The 22167-nt window shown below is 68.3% G+C and carries 15 protein-coding genes and 1 pseudogene; 12 read left to right on the top strand and 4 right to left on the bottom strand.

The annotated features are described in order from the left end of the window. The first annotated feature begins 79 nt into the window (after positions 1–79). From O8I58_RS08620 to pip, 3 genes are all read left to right on the top strand, one after another. Positions 80–1060, top strand: a complete 981-nt coding sequence (locus O8I58_RS08620; protein WP_298322308.1) for an NAD(P)H-quinone oxidoreductase — start codon at positions 80–82, stop codon at positions 1058–1060. A gap of 102 nt (positions 1061–1162) precedes the next feature. Further along, positions 1163–2494 carry a glycoside hydrolase family 2 TIM barrel-domain containing protein gene (locus O8I58_RS08615; RefSeq protein WP_298322307.1) on the top strand — a complete coding sequence of 444 codons (1332 nt, stop codon included), beginning with the start codon at positions 1163–1165 and terminating at the stop codon, positions 2492–2494. A 221-nt stretch (positions 2495–2715) separates the two neighbouring features. Further along, positions 2716–3678, top strand: a complete 963-nt coding sequence (gene pip, locus O8I58_RS08610) for a prolyl aminopeptidase (RefSeq protein WP_298322305.1) — start codon at positions 2716–2718, stop codon at positions 3676–3678. Positions 3679–3682: 4 nt separating this feature from the next. Here pip and O8I58_RS08605 read toward each other — a convergent pair whose 3' ends face one another. Both O8I58_RS08605 and gndA read right to left on the bottom strand, forming a co-directional pair. Next, positions 3683–4555, bottom strand: coding sequence for an endonuclease/exonuclease/phosphatase family protein (locus tag O8I58_RS08605; protein WP_298322304.1), 873 nt, complete (start codon positions 4553–4555; stop codon positions 3683–3685). A 203-nt stretch (positions 4556–4758) separates the two neighbouring features. Beyond that, a pseudogene (gene gndA / locus O8I58_RS08595) lies at positions 4759–6169 on the bottom strand (NADP-dependent phosphogluconate dehydrogenase). A 348-nt stretch (positions 6170–6517) separates the two neighbouring features. Here gndA and rpoH point away from each other — a divergent pair. From rpoH to O8I58_RS08555, 8 genes are all read left to right on the top strand, one after another. Further along, complete coding sequence (gene rpoH / locus O8I58_RS08590; protein ID WP_298322301.1) at positions 6518–7399, top strand: RNA polymerase sigma factor RpoH; 882 nt, start codon at positions 6518–6520, stop codon at positions 7397–7399. A 292-nt stretch (positions 7400–7691) separates the two neighbouring features. Beyond that, positions 7692–9947, top strand: a complete 2256-nt coding sequence (locus tag O8I58_RS08585; protein ID WP_298322300.1) for a TonB-dependent siderophore receptor — start codon at positions 7692–7694, stop codon at positions 9945–9947. A 17-nt stretch (positions 9948–9964) separates the two neighbouring features. Continuing rightward, positions 9965–10966 (top strand): alpha/beta hydrolase, encoded by a 1002-nt coding sequence (locus O8I58_RS08580; RefSeq protein WP_298322299.1) that lies wholly within the window; start codon positions 9965–9967, stop codon positions 10964–10966. 149 nt (positions 10967–11115) lie between these two features. After that, positions 11116–12516: a YncE family protein gene (locus O8I58_RS08575; RefSeq protein ID WP_298322298.1), complete on the top strand. Its 1401-nt coding sequence runs from the start codon at positions 11116–11118 to the stop codon at positions 12514–12516. A gap of 109 nt (positions 12517–12625) precedes the next feature. Next, complete coding sequence (gene fepB, locus O8I58_RS08570; RefSeq protein WP_298322297.1) at positions 12626–13615, top strand: Fe2+-enterobactin ABC transporter substrate-binding protein; 990 nt, start codon at positions 12626–12628, stop codon at positions 13613–13615. Positions 13616–13663: 48 nt separating this feature from the next. After that, entirely contained in the window at positions 13664–14680 is a 1017-nt protein-coding gene (locus tag O8I58_RS08565; protein ID WP_298322296.1) for a FecCD family ABC transporter permease, read from the top strand. A gap of 47 nt (positions 14681–14727) precedes the next feature. Continuing rightward, positions 14728–15723, top strand: coding sequence for a FecCD family ABC transporter permease (locus tag O8I58_RS08560; protein ID WP_298322295.1), 996 nt, complete (start codon positions 14728–14730; stop codon positions 15721–15723). Positions 15724–15731: 8 nt separating this feature from the next. Continuing rightward, the gene (locus O8I58_RS08555; RefSeq protein WP_298322294.1) at positions 15732–16547 is read left to right on the top strand and encodes an ABC transporter ATP-binding protein; all 816 of its coding nucleotides are present in this window, start codon (positions 15732–15734) and stop codon (positions 16545–16547) included. Positions 16548–16626: 79 nt separating this feature from the next. Here the strand turns inward: O8I58_RS08555 and O8I58_RS08550 are convergent, their stop codons facing one another. Further along, positions 16627–17946: an NAD(P)/FAD-dependent oxidoreductase gene (locus O8I58_RS08550; protein ID WP_298322293.1), complete on the bottom strand. Its 1320-nt coding sequence runs from the start codon at positions 17944–17946 to the stop codon at positions 16627–16629. 260 nt (positions 17947–18206) lie between these two features. Between O8I58_RS08550 and O8I58_RS08545 the strand changes: the two genes are divergently transcribed. Then, positions 18207–19934, top strand: a complete 1728-nt coding sequence (locus O8I58_RS08545) for a VanW family protein (protein WP_298322292.1) — start codon at positions 18207–18209, stop codon at positions 19932–19934. A 2-nt stretch (positions 19935–19936) separates the two neighbouring features. Here O8I58_RS08545 and O8I58_RS08540 read toward each other — a convergent pair whose 3' ends face one another. Further along, entirely contained in the window at positions 19937–22117 is a 2181-nt protein-coding gene (locus O8I58_RS08540) for a primosomal protein N' (RefSeq protein ID WP_298322291.1), read from the bottom strand. Positions 22118–22167: the final 50 nt, after the last annotated feature.

Here is a 22167-nt window from a genome sequence, read left to right as displayed (position 1 = left end):
TGAACTGCGTCGCGCTGTGGTGCATCCGGTTCACTGCCGCACGACCTAACATGGCCGCCCCACATCCCGCAGGTTCGCCATGTCCGATTCCACGATGACCGCCATCGCCATCCACGGTGGCAAGGGCGATGCCGCCGCGCTGCATCCGGTGCAGGTGCCGCGCCCGGTGCCCAGGGCGCACGAGCTGCTGGTGCGCGTGCGCGCCGCCGGCGTCAACCGGCCCGACCTGCTGCAGCGCCAGGGAAATTACCCGCCGCCGCCCGGTGCACCGGACACGCTGGGCCTGGAGATCGCCGGCGAAGTCGTGCAGGGCAGCGGCCGCTGGAAGGCGGGTGACAAGGTCTGCGCCCTGCTGGGCGGTGGTGGCTACGCGCAGTACGCGGTGGTCGATGCCCGCCATGCGCTGCCGCTGCCCGATGGCGCCGACTTCATCCAGGCCGCCGCGTTACCGGAAACGGTCTTCACCGTGTTCGCCAACGTGTTCGAACACGGCCAGCTCAAGGCCGGCGAGCGCCTGCTGGTGCATGGTGCGACCTCCGGCATCGGGGTGATGGCGATCCAGATGGCCAAGGCCGCCGGGGCCCAGGTCATCGCCACCGCGCGCGGCGCGCAGAAGGCCGCGCGGGCCAGGGCGCTGGGGGCGGATGTCGCGGTCGATACATCGGCCGGTTCATTCGTCGATGCCGCGCGCGCAGCCGGCGGTGTGGATGTGTCGCTGGATATGGTCGGTGCCAGCGTCTTTGCCGACACGCTGCAGGTGTTGAATCCGCGCGGCCGCATCGTCTACATCGCCGCGCAGGGCGGCGGCACGCTGGAAGTCCCGGTCTTCGAGCTGATGCGCCGGCAGGCGGTGCTGACCGGTTCCACCCTGCGCCCACGCGCGGCTGACGAAAAAGCCCGCCTGGCCGAGCGGATCGAACGCACGGTGTGGCCCTGGATCGCCAGCGGGCAGGTCACCGCACAGGTGGACCGGACCTTCCCGCTGGAACAGGCGGCCGCCGCGCATGCCTATCTGGAAGCGGGCCAGCATGTCGGCAAGGTGATGCTGACCGTGGATTGAAGCCAGCGCCTTTCCATCGCGTGGCATGATCCGCATTCCCCCCATGCCCTGCCGCCCCGGAATTTTCCGGGGCACACTGTCGTTGCCGACGGGAGGTGGAGGATGTGGTGCAAACCGTTGCGGGTCCTGGCCGGATGGCTGTTGTGCATGCCGATGCTGGCGATGGCGCAGGCCGCGCCCGGCGTGCCGGCAGGCGAGGACGGTCCAGCCGTGGTGCGGGTGGTCCATGCCGATGGCCGTTACCAGCTGCAGGTCGACGGCAAGCCGTTCTATGTCAAGGGCGGTGGCATGTCCGGCAACGACCAGCAGGCACTGGTCGCACGCGGCGGCAATTCCTTCCGCACCTGGCATAGCGGTGAGAACCACAAGGATGTGATCGCCATGCTCGACCAGGCCCGGCGCAACGGCCTGATGGTCGCCATGGGCATCGAGGTCGCACGCGAGCGGCATGGCTTCGACTACAACGACGCGCAGGCCGTGGCCGAGCAGCTGCAGCGCATCCGCCGCGAAGTGCTGGACTACAAGGACCATCCGGCCGTGCTGATGTGGGTGGTCGGTAACGAGCTGAACCTGGAAGCCACCAATCCGGCCGTGTGGACGGCGGTGGGGCAGCTGGCCGACATGATCCACCGCATCGACCCGAACCATCCGGTGATGACCACGCTGGCTGGTTTCGACAAGCCGCTGATCGATGCGATCAAGGCCCGCGCGCCGTCACTGGACCTGATCGGCGTGCAACTGTACGGCGATATTTCCGCGCTGCCGGAGAAACTCAGGACCAGCGGCTGGACCGGCCCGTACATCGTCACCGAGTGGGGTCCGACCGGTCACTGGGAAAGTCCGCTGACCGCCTGGGGCGCGCCGATCGAAGACACCAGCACCCGCAAGGCGCAGCTGCTGACCGAGCGCTACCAGCGCTACATCGCCAGCGATACGCGCCAGGGGCTGGGTTCGTACGTGTTCCTGTGGGGCAACAAGCAGGAACGCACGCCGACCTGGTATGGCCTGTTCCTGCCCACCGGTGAATCCACGCCCAGCGTCGATGCCATGCAGCTGCTGTGGACCGGCAAGCCCGCCGACAACCGCGCGCCGTCCATCGCCGTGCCCAGCATCGACGGGCAGTTCGCCCAGGCCAGCGTGACCTTGCTGCCGGGCAGTACTCATCAGGCCCAGGCCATGGCCGAAGATCCCGAAGGCGATCCATTGCAGTACCGGTGGAGCATGCGCGCCGAGAGTGCCGCCAGGACCACCGGCGGCGACCCGGAGGACGTGCCGGCGCTGGTGGATGTACCAATCAGCAAGACCGCCAACGGCGCGATGCGCTTCGTCGCGCCCGGGAATCCCGGCGCGTATCGCCTGTTCGTGGAAGTGCGCGACGGGCGCGGCCATGCGGCCTACGCCAACTTCCCGTTCCGCGTGCAGGCGGCGAAGTAGCCGACGCAGGTGTGCCGGCCTGGCGTCTGCTCACAGCGGGCAGGCGCGGCCACCTGCTGCCGCCACCGGTATGCGAATGCCACGACGGCCTGCGAGCTCCCAGGCAAGGGTCGAAGCGCACGGCGCGAGGGGTCCTGTCAGTTCGCGCCAACCACGCTTGCCTCCGGGGTGTTGCATCGGCGACCGTGGGCGCCGTTCCCCTATCGCGAAGCCCGTTCTCCATGCGCACGCTCTATCCGCCAATCACGCCCTATGCCGAACAGCGGCTAGCCGTGGATGGCCTGCACACCTTGCAGATCTACGAATGCGGAAACCCCGACGGCATCCCGGTGGTGTTCCTGCACGGCGGCCCAGGCGGTGGCGTGGTGCCGGAGCACCGGCGCTTCTTCGATCCGCAGCGCTGGCGCGTGGTGTTGTTCGACCAGCGTGGTTGCGGGCTGTCCACGCCGCAATCGGAAGTGCGCGACAACACCACCGCGCACCTGGTGGCTGATATCGAGGCGATCCGCGCGCATCTGGGCATCGCGCGCTGGGCGGTGTTTGGTGGCTCGTGGGGCTCGACCCTGTCGCTGGCCTATGCGCAAGCGCATCCGGACCGCGTGCTGGGGCTGGTGCTGCGCGGCATCTTCCTGGGCCGGCGCGAAGAGCTGCATTGGTGCAACGAATGCGATGGCGGCGCGCAGATGGTGTTCCCGGAAGGCTGGGCGCGTTATGTCGCGCATATCCCCGAAGCCGAACGCGCGCAGATGGTGGAAGCCTACTGGCGTCGCCTGGACGACGAGGATGCCGGCGTGCGCCAGGCTGCAGCCGAGGCCTGGGCCGCGTGGGAGGACGGTTCATCGACCCTGGTCCATGACGCCAATCCGCCGCCTTCGGAAGACGATGTGCAGGCCACGCTGGCGGTGGCCCGGATCGAAGCGCATTACTTCCGCCATGACGTGTTCCTGCAGCCCAACCAGCTGCTGCGCGACATCGACCGCATCCGCCACCTGCCCGGCACCATCGTGCAGGGCCGCTACGACATGCTGTGCCCGGCCAAGGCCGCGTACGAGCTTGCCCAGGCCTGGCCCGAGGCGAGGCTGGAGATGGTGCTGGCCGGCCACAGTGCGTTCGATCCGGCGATCACCGATGCGCTGGTCCGGGCAACCGATGCACTGGCCGACACGCTGGCCCGGCCAGGATGACGCGTCAGTGTGGGGCGGTCTTCGGCGCGGGCAGGTCGAACACCGCCACCACCGGGAAATGGTCGGACGGATAGCGCGGCCCGTTGTGGACAGTCAGCGTGTCCACGCGGCGCAGGGCCAGGCCGCGGAACAGGATCCAGTCCAGGCGGCGGTCCGGCGTGCCGGTGAAATCGTGGAAGGTCGCTTCCGGCCCGCTGCGCGGCGCACCGGCCAGCCAGGCGTCCTTCAACACGGCGGTCAGCGCGGCGTGGGCCGGATCGCGGTCGGTGGTATTGAAGTCGCCGGTCAGCACGAACGGCTCGTCCTTCGGCAGCCCGGCGATGCGCTTGATGATCAGCTGGGCGCTTTTCAGGCGCGCCGCGTCGTCCTGGTCGCGATACGGGAAATGGGTGTCGTACAGCACGAACGTGGCGCCATCGGCGGTGCGCCTGAAGCGTGCCCAGGTCACCAGTCGCGGATACAGGTTCCCCCAGGTGATGCTGCCGGGCACGTCCGGGGTGTCGGACAGCCAGAAATTGCCCGATTCCAGCACCTTGAGTCGGTCGGTCCGATAGAACACGCCCATGTGTTCGTCGCCATCGCCACCGCGGCGGCCTTCGCCGAACCAGGCGTACTGCGGCAGGCGTGCGACCAGGTCGTCGGCCTGCTGCTTGACCAGCTCCTGGGTGCCGATGACATCCGGGTCCTGGGTGCGGATGGTCTGGGCCATCAGGTCGCGGCGGTTTTCCCAACGGTTGTCGTTGGTATCGGCCGGCGTGCGCACATTGAAGCTCATGACCTTCAGGGTCGGGGTGTCGGCTAGCGCGGCTGCGACGGGCAGCACCATCAGGATGAGCAGCAGGCGGAAGCGGCGGTGCGGGGCACGGAACAAGAACATGGCGGTTTCTGGGGGCGGGCGGACGCGCACATGGTCCGCTTGATCCTGGGCCCTGAAAACCCGGCGATGGTCGCAGATGAACCGTGATGGCGCGACGTTATTTGAGGCTTACATCACGCAACGTGTGCCGGGGAAGACGGCACCGCCGTGTCCGCCATGCCTCCCCAGCCGCGCCGGTGGTCATTCCGGCGCGGTGTCCATCGTCAGTTCCAGTCGGCGTGGAAACTGCCTTGGCGATCAGTGCGTTCGAACGTGTGTGCACCGAAGAAATCGCGCTGGGCCTGGATCAGGTTGGCCGGCAGGCGCGCGCTGCGGTAGCTGTCGTAGTAGGCGATGGCCGAGGCGAAGCACGGCACCGGGATGCCCAGCTTCACTGCGGTGGACACGACCTCGCGCAGCGCACCCTGATAGTCGGCGGCGACCTTCTGGAAGTACGGGTCCAGCAGCAGGTTGGCCAGCTTGGCGTCCTGCGCATACGCGTTGGTGATCTTCTCCAGGAAGCGCGCACGGATGATGCAGCCGGCGCGGAAGATCCGGGCGATCTCGCCGTAGTGCAGGTCCCACTGGTACTCGTCCGAGGCCGCACGCATCTGTGCGAAGCCCTGCGCGTAGGACACGATCTTGCTCAGGTACAGCGCCTTGCGCACCGCCTCGATGAAGGCGGCCTTGTCACCGTCGAACGTTGGCGCGGCGGGTCCGGCCAGTACCGTGGAGGCGGCCACGCGCTCTTCCTTCAGCGAAGACACGATGCGCGCGAACACCGATTCGGTGATCAGCGTGCAGCGGGATGCCCAGGTCCAGCGCGCTCTGGCTGGTCCACTTGCCGGTGCCCTTCTGCGCGGCGCGGTCCAGGACCACGTCGACCAGATCGGCATCACCCTGGTCGTCGCGCTTGCGGAAGATCTTCGAGGTGATCTCGATCAGGTAGCTGTCCAGTTCGCCGTCGTTCCACTGGGTATAGATGTCGGCCAGTTCAGCGTTGGACACGCCCAGTACGTCTTTCAGCACCGCGTAACTTTCGGCGATCAACTGCATGTCGCCGTATTCGATGCCGTTGTGGACCATCTTGACGTAGTGGCCGGCGCCGTCGGGGCCGATGTAGGTCACGCAGGGCGTGCCGTCCGGCGCCCTGGCGGCGATCTCGGTCAGGATCGGTGCGACCAGGTCGTAGGCGTCCTTCGGGCCGCCCGGCATGATCGACGGGCCTTTCAGCGCGCCCTCTTCGCCACCGGACACGCCGGTGCCGATGAAGTGGAAGCCCGCATCGGCCAGTTCCTTGTTGCGGCGACGCGTGTCCTGGAAAAAGGTGTTGCCGCCGTCGATCAGTACATCGCCCTTGGACAGCAGTGGCTTGAGTTCTTCGATCACCGCATCGGTGCCCGCACCGGCCTTGACCATCAGCAGGATCCGGCGCGGGACTTCCAGCGAATCGACGAAGTCCTGCAGCGTGTAGCTGGGCACCAGCCCTGCGTCCGGACTGTCGGCCATGACCTCGTCGGTCTTCTCGCGGCTGCGATTGAAGATGGACACCTTGTGGCCGCGACTGGCGATGTTGAGTGCCAGATTGCGGCCCATGACGGCCATGCCGACGACGCCAATGGGTTGTTTGCTCACGATGTGCTCCTGGAAATGGTCGCGGGATGCCCCGCGCAGCGCGCCATTTTATGCGCGCGGGTCGTTGCTCGCTTCGATTGGCGGCAAGGGCCGCGCGTATCACGGTGCGTCATGTGCAGGCTGCCCTTGAACCCGCCGCCGGGCGGACCTATGTCGTCTACAGGCCGTGCTGGATCGCGCCGACGATGTGGTAAGTGACTGATCGGAAGGGAAGTGCTTCGCGGAGCGCGCCCATTTCCAGAAATGAATGCAATACAACAAAACACCTGGATATTGTCCGATCAATGGAACGATGGGAACCATCCCAGGCCTTAGCAGTCGAACCCCCACATTGCTAATATCGCTGCCATGAACCAGACCTCCGCAGCCACCGCCATGGTGGCCAACAATCTCCCGATTCCCAGCCCGCTTGGCTCGCTGGACGCCTACATTGGCGCCGTGCACCAGATCCCGGTGCTCACCGTGGATGAAGAGCAGGACCTGGCACACCGCTTCCGCGACGAGGACGACCTCGATGCCGCGCGCGAACTGGTGCACTCGCACCTGCGTTTCGTCGTCCACGTGGCCCGCGGCTACAGCGGCTACGGCCTGCAGCTGGGTGACCTGGTCCAGGAAGGCAACATTGGCCTGATGAAGGCGGTCAAGCGCTTCGACCCGGATATGGGCGTGCGCCTGGTGTCCTTCGCGGTGCATTGGATCCGTGCCGAGATGCACGAGTTCATCCTGAAGAACTGGCGCATCGTGAAGGTCGCCACGACCAAGGCCCAGCGCAAGCTGTTCTTCAACCTGCGCAAGTCCAAGACCCGCCTGGGCTGGATGAACGCGGCCGAAGTGCGCGCCGTGGCCAAGGACCTCAACGTCTCCGAGCGCGAAGTGGTCGAGATGGAATCGCGCCTGTCCGGTCGTGACGTCGGCTTCGACGCCCCGGCGGACGAGGACGAAGAGCGTTCGGCGCCGCCGTCGCCGGCCCACTACCTGCGTGCCAACGAGGAAGATCCCTCGCAGGCCTACGAGCGTGCCGACAGCGAGGACAACCAGCTGGAACTGCTGCGCGAAGGCATGGCCAACCTGGACCAGCGTTCGCGTGACATCGTCGCCCGTCGCTGGCTGGACGCCGACAACAAGGTCACCCTGCAGGAACTGGCCGACGAGTACGGTGTGTCGGCCGAGCGCATCCGCCAGATCGAGGCGAACGCGCTGAAGAAGATGAAGGCGCTGTTCGCCGCGTAAGCGTCACCGACAGGCTGTTCATCGAGAAACCCCGCGATGGCGGGGTTTTCTTTTGGGGTTGGATCGCTGGTGGCACGACAGCGGCATGCGGCCATGGGCTGACAATTCTGTAATTCCGCTTTCGCGAATTATTCTCATTTGGTAATCTTCTGCGAATCCGGTCACGCGCCTGCGGCGCGCGGCCTGCGAAGTGGACCCACGGGTTGTGCATCGCCGATGGACGTCCGTCCCGCTTCGCCTTCGATTCGCCCAAGCCGTACGCCAGGGCATTCTCCTTGACGAGGCTGTTCCCATGATCCGTGCTGCACGCCGTGCCTTCCGTTCGCCTGTCTCCCAGCCGCTGAGCCTGGCGGTTCTCACCTCACTGGCCTTCGCCGCACCGCTGCAGGCGCAGGAATTCGACGATGAAGAGGAGACGCGCGCGGAGAAAACCGCCGCGTCGACGCTGGAAACCCTGCACGTCACCGCCGAGCAGATCGCCAAGCAGGCGCTGGGCACTTCGATCATCACCCAGGAGGACATCGAGCGCCGGCCGCCGGCCAACGATCTGTCCGACCTGCTGCGGACCATGCCGGGCGTCAACCTGACCGGCAACAGCTCCTCCGGTGCCTATGGCAACAACCGCCAGATCGACCTGCGCGGTATGGGCCCGGAAAACACCTTGATCCTGGTCGACGGCCGCCGCGTCAGCGCACGTGATTCGGTGCGCATGGGCGTGGCCGGCGAGCGCAACAGCCGCGGCGACACCAACTGGGTGCCCGCCGAAGCGGTGGAGCGCATCGAAGTGCTGCGCGGCCCGGCCGCGGCGCGTTACGGTTCGGGCGCTGCCGGCGGCGTGGTCAACATCATCACCAAGAAGCCGACCGGTGACCTGACCGGCAGCGTGACGCTGTACGGCCTGGTGCCGGAGAACAGCGATGAAGGCGGCAGCCAGCGCGCCGGCTTCACCCTGAGCGGCCCACTGTCGCGTGACCTGTCGTTCCGCCTGTATGGCAACCTCAACAAGACCGATGCCGACGACGCCGACATCAACAGCGCCAACTCGACAAGCGGCGTGGCGGCGGCTGGCCGCGAGGGCGTGCGCAAAAAGGACATCAACGGCCTGCTGCGCTGGGACCTGAGCGACGACCAGGTGCTGGAGTTCGAATCGGGCTTCAGCCGCCAGGGCAACATCTTCGCCGGCGACTACCTCAATACGTCCAATACGACGGTGACCAGCAAGATCGGCGACGAAACCAACGTGATGATCCGTCGCACCGCGGCGGTGACCCATCGCGGCAACTGGGACTTCGGCACCTCGCGCCTGACCCTGTCCTACAGCGACACCGACAACGACCGCATCAGCGAAGGCCTGGCCGGCGGCCCGGAAGGCTCGCTGTCGACCACGCCGGTCTGGACCCATTCCAACCTGAAGGACTACAGCGCCGACGGCGAGGTGAACATTCCTTCGGTGATCGGCGGCATGGACAACATCTGGACGGTTGGCTTCGAATACCGCCAGAGCAAGCTGGATGATCCGTACTCGATGACCCAGACCGCCACCGGCGTGGACGGCATCGACCTCACCAGCCGCGATGGCAAGAGCGACGAGCAGGTGACCGCGGTGTTCATCGAAGACAACATCTACGCGACCGAACGCCTGACCCTGACCCCGGGCCTGCGCTTCGACCACCACAGCAATTTCGGCAACAACTTCAGCCCCAGCCTCAACGTGCAGTACAAGCTGAGCCCGGAGTGGCTGATCAAGGGTGGCATCGCGCGCGCGTTCAAGGCACCCAACCTGTACCAGGCCAACCCGAACTACCTGTACTACACCCGCGGCAACGGTTGCCCGGCCTACTACACCGGCAGCGGCGGTTGCTACATCCAGGGCAATGCGGACCTGGATCCGGAAACCAGCATCAACAAGGAAATCGGCATCGAGTGGCTGCCGGAGAACGGCTATCAGGCATCGGTGACCTACTTCCACAACGACTACGACAACAAGATCGTCGCCGGCTACAGTGATTATTACGAAACCTCCGCTACCGGTTACGTCTACCAGTGGATCAACGCATCCAAGGCGCTGGTCCAGGGCGTGGAGGGCAACGTCAAGATCCCGCTGATGGGGGATCGAGGTGAAACATTGAGCTGGAACACCAACGTGACCTGGATGATCGACAACAAGAACAAGGCGACCGGCCAGCCACTGTCGGTGATCCCGGAGTACACGCTCAATTCGACGCTGGACTGGCGCGCGACCGAGAAACTTTCGCTGTCGTTGATGGCGACCTTCTACGGCAAGCAGGAACAGGCCTCGCTGGACCGCAACAACGAAGCGGTGTGCGGTGCCGATGGCCTGGTGGCCTGCGACACCCTGGGTGCCTATCACCTGTTCAGCGCCAGCGCGCGCTACCGCATCACCAAGAAGGTCGGCTTCGGCTTCGGCGTCAACAACCTGGCCGACAAGCGGATCTTCCGCGAAGGCAGCCGCGCCAGCAGCGCGGGTGCGGCCACCTACAACGAGCCGGGTCGTGCCTACTGGGCCAGCCTGACGTTCGGCTTCTGAGCACGATGATGCGTTTGATGTCCCGCGTTGCATCGTCTCCCCGCCGCCTGCCACGGTCCCTGGCGCCCGCGCTGCTCGCCGTGGCCGTAATGGCGGCCATCCCGGTGGCAGGCGCGCAGCAGCGTGGCCGGGCCCAGCAGGACATCGGCCAGACCGTGGCCGAACGGACCTCGGCCCATTACCGGTTCCAGCGGTTTGTCGTGTCCAGCCCGGACGGCACGCGCACCTGGCGGATCAACCTGGGCGTTCCCGAAGGGCCGGCGCCAGCCGGCGGCTTCCCGGCGTTCTGGATGCTCGACGGCAACGCGGCGCTGCAGGTGTTCGACGATGCGCTGCTGGACGAACTGGCCAGCGCCACGCCACAGGTGCTGGTGTTCGTCGGCTACGACAACCAGCAGCGCGTCGATACGGAGGCGCGTACGCGCGACTACACGCCCTCGGCGACGACGCGTGGCGAAGGCGACGCGCTTGAGCGCGTCGGTGGCGGTGCCGCGGCTTTCCTGCAGGCAATCGAACACCAGATCCGCCCGGAAGTCGCCCGGCGCGCGCCCATCGATCCACAACGGCAGGCATTGTGGGGGCATTCGTTCGGTGGCCTGTTCGTGCTGCAGGCCTTGTACAGCGGCCAGGCGAACTTCCAGACCTACGCGCCGGCCAGTCCGTCGCTGTGGTGGGACCACGGGATGATGCTGGGCGCACCGGAGCAGCAGTTCGTGGCAGGCAATGCAGGCCGCGCGGCGCGCGTGCTGCTGATGCTGGGCGGCGCCGAGCGCCATCCGGACAACAGCAATCGCAACATGGCCAATCCCCGCGTGGCATCGCACCTCATGCGCGTGGCCGATGCGCCGCCGGGTGCGGCGTTCGACCTGTCCGAGCGACTCCGGCAGGTGTCCGGCCTGCAGGTCGAATACCGCGAATTCGAAGGCCTGAGCCACGGCCCGACGTTGCCGGCCTCGCTGCTCTATGCGCTGCATGCGGTGGCCGGGATCGCCGACCACAGCGGCCGCATCGCGCCATGAGCCCTGTTGTCCCCACATCGCGCGACGCCGTTGGTCGGCGCTCGCGAGTTCCCTCCAAAGCCCAGGCGCGTCATTCCCAGGCATGACCCCGACGACGCGTGCGCGTCGATCCACCAAGAGGCTTGTCCATGTACCCGCATTCCCTTGTTTTGCGTTCCTCCCGCGTCCTACGCGTCTCGCTGTTGGCCCTGGCACTGGGTGCCGCGCCGTGGGCGTTGGCCCAGCAGGGCGCCTTCACCGCACCTGATACCAGCTTTGCCGGCAAGCTCAGCCTGAAGAGCCCGGTGGCCTATGCCGGCGAAACGGTCGAACTGGCCGGCGAGGGCTTCAAGCCCGGCCAGCAGGTGACCTTGTCGCGCGGCGACACCGTGCTCAACGCGCAGCCGTACGTGGCCGATGCGCAGGGCAAGTTCACCGCGCAGCTGCCGGTGCCGGCCGATGCGGTGCCGGGCCAGCATCCGCTGCTGGTGCGCGTGGCCGGGCCGGACGCGGCCGAGGTGTTCTCGCTGAAGGTGTCGCCGAAGCTGGCGCTGTCCAGCGCCCCGAAGCAGTCGCTCCAGCGCGCGCCACTGGCTCGCGGCCTGTACCAGTCCGCCTACAGCGCCAAGAGCAACGCGCTGTTCGTGACCTCGGCGGTGGGTCGCCCGCCGGTCAAGCAGTCCGAGCTGGTCAAGGTCGATCCCAAGACGCTCAAGATCGTCGCCCGGGTCACCCCGCAGGCGGCGCCGACGCCACCTGCGGCGGAAGGGCAGCCGGCCCGCGAGGCCAGCCTGTACGCGGTCTATGGCGTGGGCGTGGACGATGCCAACGGCAATGTGTGGGTGACCAACACGCGCCAGGGCACGGTGGCGGTGTACCGCCAGTCCGACCTGTCGCTAGTCAAGCAGTTCCCGGCCGAAGCGGTGCCGCATTCGCGCGATGTCATCGTCGATGCGCAGCGCCACAAGGCCTATGTCTCGGCCACGGGCGAAACCCACGTGGCGGTGTTCGACACCAACACGCTTGAGCAGCTCAAGGACATCGAGATCGCCAGTGCCCGGCGCGGCGAGAAGTTCACGCCCACCAGCCTGGCGCTGGACGCGGCAGGCGGCAAGCTGTTCACCGCCAGCATCGGCACGCCCGAGGCGGTGGTGATCGATACCGCGACCGACACCGTCGACAAGGTGATCGCACTGGGCAACGCGACGAGTGCAATCGGGGTCGGCTGGGACGCCGGCGCCAAGCGCCTGCTGGTGGTCGCGCAGGGCAGCGACAACCTGCTGATCGTCGATCCGGCGACGGGCAAGGTCGAACACGACGTGCCGGTCGGCGCGGGCCCGCTGAACGTGGCGGTCGATCCGGTCTCGGGCCTGGCCTATGTCAGCAATCGCGCCTCGGGCACGCTGGCCGTGGTCGATCGCGACGGCAAGGTCGTGGCCAACCTCGATGGCGGCACGCTGCCCAACCATGTCCATGCCGACGGCAAGGGCGTGGTGTATGCGATCAACAAGTCGCGCGGCGAGGATGATCCCAAGGGCGACCAGGTCACGCGCATCGTGACTCGCAGGTAAGCGGTTCGACGCTGCGCGATGCGGAATCCGTGTAGCGTTTCCCTCTTTGCGACGGCCTGGCATGTCCAGGCCGTCGCATTGTTTTGACGAACAACAAGGAATTGCGGGTATGCGTGTCGCATCGGGTTTCAAACGCGGCTGGAGCGGCCTGTTCACTGCGCTGCTGGCGGTCTCGCTGGCGGCCTGTGGCGGGGGCAGCCCTTCCGGCAAGACGGCGGGCGCGGTCACCGAGCCGGCCGCCACGGTGTGGCGCACGTTCAACAACGCCGATGGCACCACCACCGACATCCCCGCGCAGCCCGTGCGCATCCTGTCGACCTCGGTGGCGATCACCGGCACGCTGCTGGCGATCGACGCGCCCGTGGTGGCCAGTGCGTCCAGTGCCAAGCACCAGTTCTTCGCCCAGTGGGCCCAGGTCGCGCAGGCGCGCAAGGTCGAGGACGTCTGGCCTGCCGGCGGCGTCAATCTGGAAGCCGCCTATGCGGTCAAGCCGGACCTGATCGTGGTGGCGGTGAGCGGCAATGATTCGGCGATGCCGCAGCTGGCCGAGCTGCGCAAGGTCGCGCCGACCATCGTGCTCGATTACGGCGACCAGACCTGGCAGGACCTGGCCCTGAAGCTGGGCCGCGCCACCGGGCACGAGGCACAGGCCGAGGCGCGTATCGCAGCCTTCGAGGCGGACGTGGCGCAGGCCAGGGCAAAGATTCGTGCGCCGGCCGGCAAGACCAACCTGATCAGTTTCAACGGCGCGGGCATGGGCAATCCCATCGCCACGCGCGAAAGCGCGCACGGCCGCCTGCTGGGCGCGCTGGGCTTCGACATCGAAGAACCTGATCCGTCATGGCAGACCAACGCCGGCCAGCGCAAGGATTTCATCTGGGCGCCGTACGAAAATCTCTCCAAGCTGACCGCACAGACCACTTTCCTGCTGAGCGTGGACGACAGCGGCACGCAGAAATTCTCCAGCGATCCGGTGCTGGCCACGCTGCCGTCGGTGCGCGCGCACCAGGTCCACGGGCTGGGCAAGAATTCCTTCCGCATCGACTACTACAGCGCCAGCGAGATCGTGGACGATCTGGTGCACAAGTTCGGCCAGTGAGGCCTTTGATCATGCGATGCACGCACGGCTGATCACGCGTTGCCTGTCTTGAAAGGTTGGCTGTCCTCCGCACGCCTGCGTCGCCTCGGTTTGTGGGCCGGTGTTGGCGTGCTGCTGGCGCTGATGGTGGTCAGTGGCTGCGTGGGCACGCGCACGCTCTCGCTGACCACGACCTGGCAGGCGGTGCACGCCTTCGATCCGAACAACAGCGACCACCTGCTGGTGAGGCTGCTGCGCATTCCACGCACGCTGATCGCGGTGGTGGTCGGTTGCGCGCTGGGCGCAGCCGGTGCGGTGATGCAGGCGCTGACGCGCAATCCGCTGGCCGATCCCGGGCTGCTTGGCATCAATGCCGGCGCGGCCACGGCGATCACCGTGGCGGTGGCGGGGTTTGGCATCACCGATGTCACCGGCTACCTGTGGTGTGGCATGGGCGGCGCGGCGCTGGCCGGTGCGGGCGTGTATCTGCTGGGCGGTGCGCGGCGCGGAATCGACCCGGTACGCCTGGTGCTGGCAGGCGTTGCATTGACGGTGGTGTTGCAGGCGCTGACGCAGGTGATCCTGCTCAACAGTGACGACGCGGTGTACGACCAGTTCCGGCACTGGTCGGTCGGCTCGCTGCAGGGCCGCGGTGTGGGCGTGCTGTGGCCGGTCGCGGTGGCGACGCTGATCGGCAGCGCGCTGGCGCTGGCGCTGGCCCGTTCGCTCGATGCGGTAGTCCTGGGCGAAGACCTGGGTCACGCCCTGGGCGCCCATCCGCTGCGGACGTGGGGCCTGGCGATGCTGGCGGTGGTCGTGCTGGCGGGCGCGGCCACCGCCGCGGCGGGGCCGCTGGCCTTCGTCGGGCTGACCGCGCCGCACGTGGCACGCAGGATCGTCGGGCCGGCGCATCGGGTGCTGATCCCGGCCTCGATGCTGGTCGCTGCGCTGCTGCTGCTTGCGGCCGACATCCTCGGCCGGGTCATCGCCTGGCCCAGCGAGATCGGGGTGGGGATCATGGCGGCCTTGATCGGCGGGCCGTGCTTCGTTGCGCTGGCGCGCCAGCGCCGGAGCGCGCACCTGTGAACACTGGACCTGCTGCGCAGCGCGTGTGGCGCCTGGCCGGTGTCTCAATGCGCGTCCATCTGCGTGGCGTGTACGTAGCGGCGGCGCTGTGCGGGCTGGCGGTGCTGCTGGCGATCTGCGAGTTGCTGGTCGGGCGCATGGCGCTGTCGCCGGCGGAGGTGTTCCAGGTGCTGCTCGGCCATGGCGATGGTGGGATCGTCGCGCGCGTCGTACTGGACATCCGCCTGCCGCGCGCGCTGACCGCGCTGTTCGCGGGGGCGGCGCTGGGCATCTCCGGTGCGATCTTCCAGTCGGTCTCGCGCAATGCGCTGGGTTCGCCGGACGTGATCGGCTTCACCGTGGGCGCGGCGACCGGTGCGATCGCGCAGATCGTGCTGTTCGGCGGTGGCGCTCTGCAGGTCGCACTGGCCGCGGTGCTGGGCGGCTGCGCGACCGCGGTGCTGGTGTACCTGCTGTCCCTGCGTGCCGGTGTCAGCGGCGGTTATCGCCTGGTGCTGGTCGGCGTGGGCATCGGTGCGATCCTGGACGCGCTCAACGGGCTGATGCTGGTCAAGGGCGACTTGGATACCGCGGTGATGGCCAACCTGTGGCGCGCCGGGTCGCTGGATGCGCGCACCTGGGATCACGCCGTGCCGGTGCTGCTGGGCGTGGTCGTGCTGCTGCCGCTGGTGCAGGCGATGGCGCGCAGGCTGGAACTGATCGAAATGGGCGATGACCTGGCCTGCCAGCTCGGCATCGGTGTCGAACGCACGCGGCTGCTGGCCATCGCCTGTGGCGTGGTGCTGGCGGCGCTGGCCACTGGCGCGGCCGGGCCGATCGCCTTCGTCGCCCTGGCTGCGCCGCAGCTGGCCATGCGCCTGTGCAGCGGCGGTCGTCGCCCGGTGCTGGCCTCGGCGGCGATGGCCGCGTGCCTGTTGCTGGTCGCTGACCTGGTCGCGCAATTGATGCCCTGGTCCATCACCCTGCCGATCGGGCGCATGACCGGGATGGTTGGCGGCGCCTACCTGCTGTGGCTGCTGACCCGCCAGCGCCCGTCACGATGAAGCCCAAGATGCCTCCACACGATGCCGATTCCTCGCCGCTGGCCGGCGAACAGCTGACCCTGGCCTACGACGCGCGCCAGGTCACGCGCGGCCTGGACGTACGCATACCCGCCGGCCAGGTGACGGTGATCATCGGCCCCAATGCCTGCGGCAAGTCGACGCTGCTGCGCGCGCTGGCGCGGCTGCTCAAGCCGCAGTCCGGGCGGGTGCTGCTGGATGGACGCGACATCCGCGACCAGCCCACGCGGCAGGTCGCACGCAGGCTTGGCCTGCTGCCGCAGTCGCCGGTCGCGCCGCCAGGTATCTGCGTGGCCGACCTGGTCGCGCGCGGCCGTTTCCCGCACCAGACGCTGCTGCGGCAATGGTCCGGCGAGGACGAACACGCCGTGCGCCAGGCGATGCGCCAGACCGGCGTCGAAGCGTTGGCCCAGCAGCCGGTCGATGCGCTCTCGGGCGGCCAGCGCCAGCGCGTCTGGCTGGCGATGGCCATCGCCCAGGACACGTCGCTGCTGCTGCTGGATGAGCCCACCACCTACCTGGACATCGCCCACCAGTACGAGCTGCTGGAGCTGTGCCGCACGCTCAACCGCACGCGCGGACGGACCCTGGTGATAGTGCTGCACGACCTCAACCAGGCTGCGCGCTACGCCGACCACATCATCGCGATGAAGGACGGCGAGATTGTCGCCAGCGGCCCGCCGCGCGAGGTCATCACCGAGGCGCTGATCGACACGGTCTTCGGCATGCGCGCGATGATCGTGCCCGACCCGGTGACCGCCACACCGATGGTGATCCCGATTGCGGCGAAGCCCGCGGGTTCCTAACGCTGAAAACACGAACGGCGTGGAAATCCACGCCGTTCGTGTGATGCGGTATCGCGTTGTAGCTTCAGCCGGCAGCGCGCTACTTGTCCGCTTCCGGCAGCGACTGCGGCAGACCATCATCGGGCACCACTTCACGCGAGGCTTCGCCAAAGATGATGCGTGCGGCACGCTGGTAGCTCATGTACGCCATGCCCCAGTTGACCAGCACCACGAAGCGGTTGCGGAAGCCGATCAGGAAGTACACGTGGGCCGCCAGCCAGAACCACCAGGCCAGCGGACCGGAGAGCTTGAACTTGCCCAGGTGCACGATCGCGGCCATGCGGCCGATGGTGGCCAGGTTGCCGAAGTCGCTGTACTTGAACGGCGTCGCCGGCTTGCCGGCCAGGCGTGCGCGCAGCACCTTGGCGATGTGCTTGCCCATCTGCTTGGCAGCCGGCGCCACGCCGGGCACCGGCTTGCCGTCGGCCTGCTGGATCGCGGCCAGGTCACCGCCGACGAAGATGTCCGGATAGCCGGGCACGCTCAGGTCCTGCTCGACCAGCACGCGGCCGGCGCGGTCCAACGGCACGCCGAGCTGGCGGGCCAGCGGTGAGGCGGCCACGCCTGCGGCCCACACCACGGTGCGCGCGGCGAAGGCTTCATCGCCCAGCTGGTAGCCATGCTCGTCGATGTGGGTGACCGGCTTGCCGGTGCTGACTTCCACGCCCAGCTTCTCCAGCTGCTTGCGGGCCTTGTCGGTCAGGTCCTCGGGGAAGGATGGCAGCACGCGCGGGCCGGCTTCGATCAGGCGCACGCGGGCCTGGCGCGGGTCGATGTGGCGGAACTCGTCCTTCAGCGTGTGGCGCGCGATCTCGGCCAGGGTGCCGGCCAATTCGACGCCGGTCGGGCCGCCGCCGACGATGGCGAAGTGCAGCCATGCCGCACGCTTGGCCGGGTCGGTTTCGGCTTCGGCACGCTCGAACGCCACCAGCATCTCGCGGCGCAGGCGCAGGGCGTCGTCCAGGGTCTTCAGGCCCGGCGCGTGCTGGGCCCACTGGTCGTTGCCGAAGTAGGCATGGCCGGCACCGGTGGCCAACAGCAGGCTGTCGTAGCCGATGCGGGTGCCGTCGGCCAGTTCGACCTGGCGTTCCTCGGGCAACAGCTGGGTGACCTCGCCCAGCTGCACTTCGACGTTGCGCTGGTCGCGCAGGATGTGGCGCAGCGGCGCGGCGATGTCCGGCGCTGACAGGCCGGCGGTGGCCACCTGGTAGAGCAGCGGCTGGAACAGGTGGTGGTTGTGGCGGTCGATCAGGGTGATGCGCACGGGCGCATCGTCCAGCGCACGCGCGGCCCACAGGCCGGCGAAACCGCCGCCGACGATGACCAGATGGTGTTTGGCAAGAGACATGGGAAGGGACAACGGCAGTGAGAAAGTCGTGGCGGCGCCGGGCGCAAGGCAGCCTGTCGCGCGCGATGGCCTGATTTTGTCACGCAAACCCAAATGCTGCCGTCAAGTCAATTCGACTTTTTGATGCGTTCTGCTCAACCTGCCGGCGTCGCGCGCAACGAAGGGGCCCCCGCGGTCGCGCGGGTTGGCGGAAGGTTCAGGCCTTCCCGCATGCTTTACCCTCATTGCCGGATGCATCAGGGCATCGGCACGCAGGATGAGGAATCGGAGTGATGGAGCGCGTTGGGGGCACCACGCCAGTACGGGTGCCCCGTCATCTGCCCACCAGATGGGATGCGGGGTGGTTTGCTACCAAGGCCTGCCTGCTGCGCCTGCAGCGTGCCTTCCGGGACCTGCGCAACGGGCCGCGGCGCCATGTGCGCACGCCTGCGCTGGCCGATGCCCCGATCCTGGCTGCTTCGACCGCCGCACTGTGGACCGTGGACGATGACGATGCGCTGCTGACCGCGGGCAAGGTGCAGAACCTGCGCGCGGCCGCTCATGGCCTGCATGGCGTGGTCGTGCCGGCCGGGCAGGTGCTGGGGTTCTGGAAGCAGGTGGGGCGCGCGACCCGCGACCGGGGCTTCGTGGTCGGGCGCGAACTGCGGGAAGGTTGCCTGGTGCCATCGGTCGGTGGCGGCCTGTGCCAGCTGTCCAATGCCCTGTACGACGCAGCGTTGCTGGCTGGCCTGGAGGTCGTCGAACGACACGCGCATTCGCGGATCGTGCCGGGTTCGCAGTCGGTGCAAGGCCGCGATGCGACGGTGTTCTGGAACTACGTGGACCTGCGCCTGCGCGGCGCACAGGCCTGGCGGATCGAAGTGGACATGGATGCGCAGACCTTGCGGGTCGTGATCCGTGGCCTGGAGCCTGCTGCAGTGCGGCCGGCCGCCGTCGTCCCGGAAGCGCCGATCGCGCTGGCCAAGGCCAATGCCTGCCACACCTGCGATGGCGTGGGCTGCTGGCGCCACGCTCGTGCTGAGCCGTTGCACGCGCACCGTACCTGGATCCGGACGACGGACGAATGGCCGGAGTTCGCGGCCGATCGCGCGGCGCGGTGCGTTCCGGCCGATCGCGTGCTGACGTTGGGCAATGACCATGCATTGCTGCCGTTGCGGCTGTGGCGCCGCTGGCGCCAGCGCGGCCTGCCGCTGCCGCAGCGTCGTCTGGCAGACGCTGAACGCCAGGCGCGCCTGCTGGCCGGGCAACTGCACTTCACCGATTGCAGGCTGGTCATCCCGCAGGCGCTGCTGGTGCCCTGGTGGAGGGTGGGCATGCTGGCGGGCCGGCGTTTCGAGGTGGCGATGACCGCACTGCCTGCAGCCGCCCTGCAGGCCCGGCTGGACCAGGCCGCGGACAGGCATGGGGACAGCCGGACGCTGGTCGATTTCCGCGTCGATGCGACCTGGCTGGCCGACGAGGCGGCCGCGTTGGCCAGGGCCGATGCCTGGATCACGCCGCATCACGGGATCCTGCACCTGGCGGGCAAGGCTGGCGTCGCGCTGCCATGGCGGGTGCCGACGCCGGCGCTGTTACCGGCCAGGCTCCGGCGGCCGACGGGTCCAGGGCTGTGGGTACTGCTGCCGGCTTCGCCGCTGGCACGCAAGGGCATCCATGCCTTGCGGACTGCATTGCAGGGCAGCGACAGCCTCCTGCTGTTGCCGCCCGGTGCGCAGGAGTCGCCCGGATTCTGGACAGGTTGCCAGGTGCGGCACGTGGAAAGCCTTGAGGCTGGCATCGCACAGGCGGACGTGGTGGTGCTTCCGGCATGGGTCGAACACCAGCCGCGTGGTCTGCTGCTGGCCATGGCCAATGACAGGCCGGTGATCGCCACGGCGGCCTGTGGACTGCCGGTCGATGGTCGTTGGCACGAGGTGCCGGCGGGTGATGCGGAAGCGTTGAAGGGCGCATTGGCGGCGTTGACGCAGCGTAGGCGCGTGGCGCAGCCGGAGCCGGCCTGAATTCAGTACAGGTCGACCGGGTCCACATCCAGCGACCAGCGCACGCGGCGGGCCTCGGGCAGGGTGTCGATGGTTGGCAGGGCGGCCTGCAATGCGGCGTGCAGGCGCGGCCGCTGAGCCGAGGACAGCAGCAGTTGCATGCGCTGGAAACCGGCGCGGCGCGGCATCGGCGCGGGGAGCGGGCCGTGCAGTTCCAGGCTGGCATCGGCGTGGGCCAGCGCGGCACGGGCGGCACGCAGGAAGGCCTGGACGTGCTCGATCTGCTTGGCTTCGGCGCGGATCATGGCCAGGTGCGCGAACGGCGGGAAACCGGCCGCCTGGCGCTGGATCAGTTCGGCATCGGCAAAGGCGCGGTAGCCGCCGGAGAGCAATGTTTCCAGCAGCGGGTGCCCAGGGTGGTGGGTCTGCAGCCAGACCTGGCCCGGGCGTGCGGCGCGACCGGCGCGGCCGGCCACCTGGATCAGCAGCTGCGAGAGTTTTTCGCCGGCGCGGAAGTCGGCCGAGAACAGGCCTTCATCCACGCCCACCACCACGACCAGCGTGAGCAGCGGCAGGTCGTGGCCCTTGGCCAGGATCTGGGTGCCGACCAGGATGCCGGGGCCATCGCCGAGGGTGGCGAAGTGCTGTTCCAGCGCGCCCTTGCGCTGGGTGGTGCTGCGGTCGATGCGCAGCACCGGTACCTGCGGGAAGGTGTCGGCCAGCAGCTCTTCCAGCCGTTCGGTGCCCACGCCCTGCGGTTGCAGTGCCAGGCCGCCGCAGTCGGGGCAGGCCGGCGGCGCCGGCTTGCGATGGCCGCAGTGGTGGCACTGCAGCCGGCGTCCGGCCGCGTGCACGGTCATCGGTGCGTCGCAGCGGTTGCAGTGCGCGCTCCAGCCGCAGTCGTGGCACAGCAGCACCGGCGCGTAGCCGCGGCGGTTCTTGAACACCAGCACCTGGCCGCCGGCCTGTAGCTGGGCGGCGATGGCGGCCAGGATTTCCGGCGACAAGCCCGCGGCGAGCGGGCGCTTGCGGATATCCACCACGCGCACCGTCGGCGCCTTGGCATCGCCCGCACGCTTGACCAGGCGCAGGTGCGCGTAGCGGCCGGCCTGGGCGTTGTAGAGCGTCTCCAGCGACGGCGTGGCGCTGCCCAGGATCACCGGCACGTCCAGCGCCTTGCCGCGCACCAGGGCGAAGTCACGCGCGTGGTAACGGATTCCGTCCAACTGCTTGTAGCTGCCGTCGTGCTCTTCGTCGATGACGATCAGCCCGGCCTCGGGCAGTGGCACGAACACCGCCGAGCGCGTGCCGACGATCACCCGTGCCTCGCCGCGCAGGCAGGCGGCCCAGGTCAGCGCACGCTCGCCATCGGCCAGCCCGGAATGCAGTGCATGCACCTCCACGCCCAGACGCGCACGGAAGCGCGCTAGCGTTTGCGGGGTCAGGCCGATTTCCGGCACCAGCACCAGTGCCTGCTTGCCGCGTGCCAGGCAGGCGGCGATGGTTTGCAGGTAGACCTCGGTCTTGCCGCTGCCGGTGACGCCTTCCAGCAGGATCGGGGCGAAACCCTGGTCGGGAATCGCGGCGACTGCGGCGACCTGCTCGGGGTTGAGGGTCGGTCCGGACTGCATCGGCAGGCGCTTGGGCGCGACCTGTTCGGCCACGCGTTCGACCAGCGCACGTTGCGCCAGGCTGCGTGCGGCCGTGCGCCAGCCGGGCTGGGTATCGTCGAGCTGCCATTCCGGCAGGCCGTCGCCCCGCAGGGCCTCGGCCAGCAGGCGCGGTTTGCTGCCGACGCGCAGGCGGTCCAGGCCGGTCATACCGGCCTCGGTCAGGCGCCAGCGCCAGGCTTCGCGCACCGGCAGCGGCTCGCCGTGGCGCAGCGGGCCGGGCAGGGCGGTGGCCAGCACTTCGCCCAGCGGCGCATGGGTGTAGCCGGCCAGCCACTGCAGCGAGCGGCGCAGTTCGCCGGCCAGTAGCGGGGCCTCATCCAGGATGTCCAGGGCGGCGCGCAGTTCGCTGGCGGCCGGATCGGGTGCGGCGACCGCAATGACCACGCCGACCAGTTCGCGGCTGCCGAACGGCACCCGGACCCGCCGGCCAAGGTCATCGGACCTGGCCGGGCGTCCGGCGGGCGGCAGGTAGTCGAATGCCTGCCGCAGCGGGACCGGCAGGGCGACACGGAGAACCAGGGTGGGTGACATCGGCGACAAGTGTAGGACACCGGTCAGTGCGGACAGGCGTATGTGCGTTT

Origin of the sequence: Pseudoxanthomonas sp., from assembly GCF_027498035.1 — a bacterium.
Lineage (GTDB): Bacteria > Pseudomonadota > Gammaproteobacteria > Xanthomonadales > Xanthomonadaceae > Pseudoxanthomonas_A.
The sequence above is the reverse complement of the archived record's forward strand: the minus strand, read 5'-3'. Positions and strand labels throughout refer to the sequence as shown.

Bases quoted from the DNA above. Each gene is read 5' to 3' on its own strand.
- O8I58_RS08620 (WP_298322308.1), top strand. From the start codon at position 80: ATGTCCGATTCCACGATGACCGCCATCGCCATCCACGGTGGCAAGGGC.
- O8I58_RS08615 (WP_298322307.1), top strand. From the start codon at position 1,163: ATGTGGTGCAAACCGTTGCGGGTCCTGGCCGGATGGCTGTTGTGCATG.
- pip (WP_298322305.1), top strand. From the start codon at position 2,716: ATGCGCACGCTCTATCCGCCAATCACGCCCTATGCCGAACAGCGGCTA.
- O8I58_RS08605 (WP_298322304.1), bottom strand. From the start codon at position 4,555: ATGTTCTTGTTCCGTGCCCCGCACCGCCGCTTCCGCCTGCTGCTCATC.
- rpoH (WP_298322301.1), top strand. From the start codon at position 6,518: ATGAACCAGACCTCCGCAGCCACCGCCATGGTGGCCAACAATCTCCCG.
- O8I58_RS08585 (WP_298322300.1), top strand. From the start codon at position 7,692: ATGATCCGTGCTGCACGCCGTGCCTTCCGTTCGCCTGTCTCCCAGCCG.
- O8I58_RS08580 (WP_298322299.1), top strand. From the start codon at position 9,965: ATGTCCCGCGTTGCATCGTCTCCCCGCCGCCTGCCACGGTCCCTGGCG.
- fepB (WP_298322297.1), top strand. From the start codon at position 12,626: ATGCGTGTCGCATCGGGTTTCAAACGCGGCTGGAGCGGCCTGTTCACT.
- O8I58_RS08560 (WP_298322295.1), top strand. From the start codon at position 14,728: ATGCGCGTCCATCTGCGTGGCGTGTACGTAGCGGCGGCGCTGTGCGGG.
- O8I58_RS08555 (WP_298322294.1), top strand. From the start codon at position 15,732: ATGCCTCCACACGATGCCGATTCCTCGCCGCTGGCCGGCGAACAGCTG.
- O8I58_RS08545 (WP_298322292.1), top strand. From the start codon at position 18,207: ATGGAGCGCGTTGGGGGCACCACGCCAGTACGGGTGCCCCGTCATCTG.
- O8I58_RS08540 (WP_298322291.1), bottom strand. From the start codon at position 22,117: ATGTCACCCACCCTGGTTCTCCGTGTCGCCCTGCCGGTCCCGCTGCGG.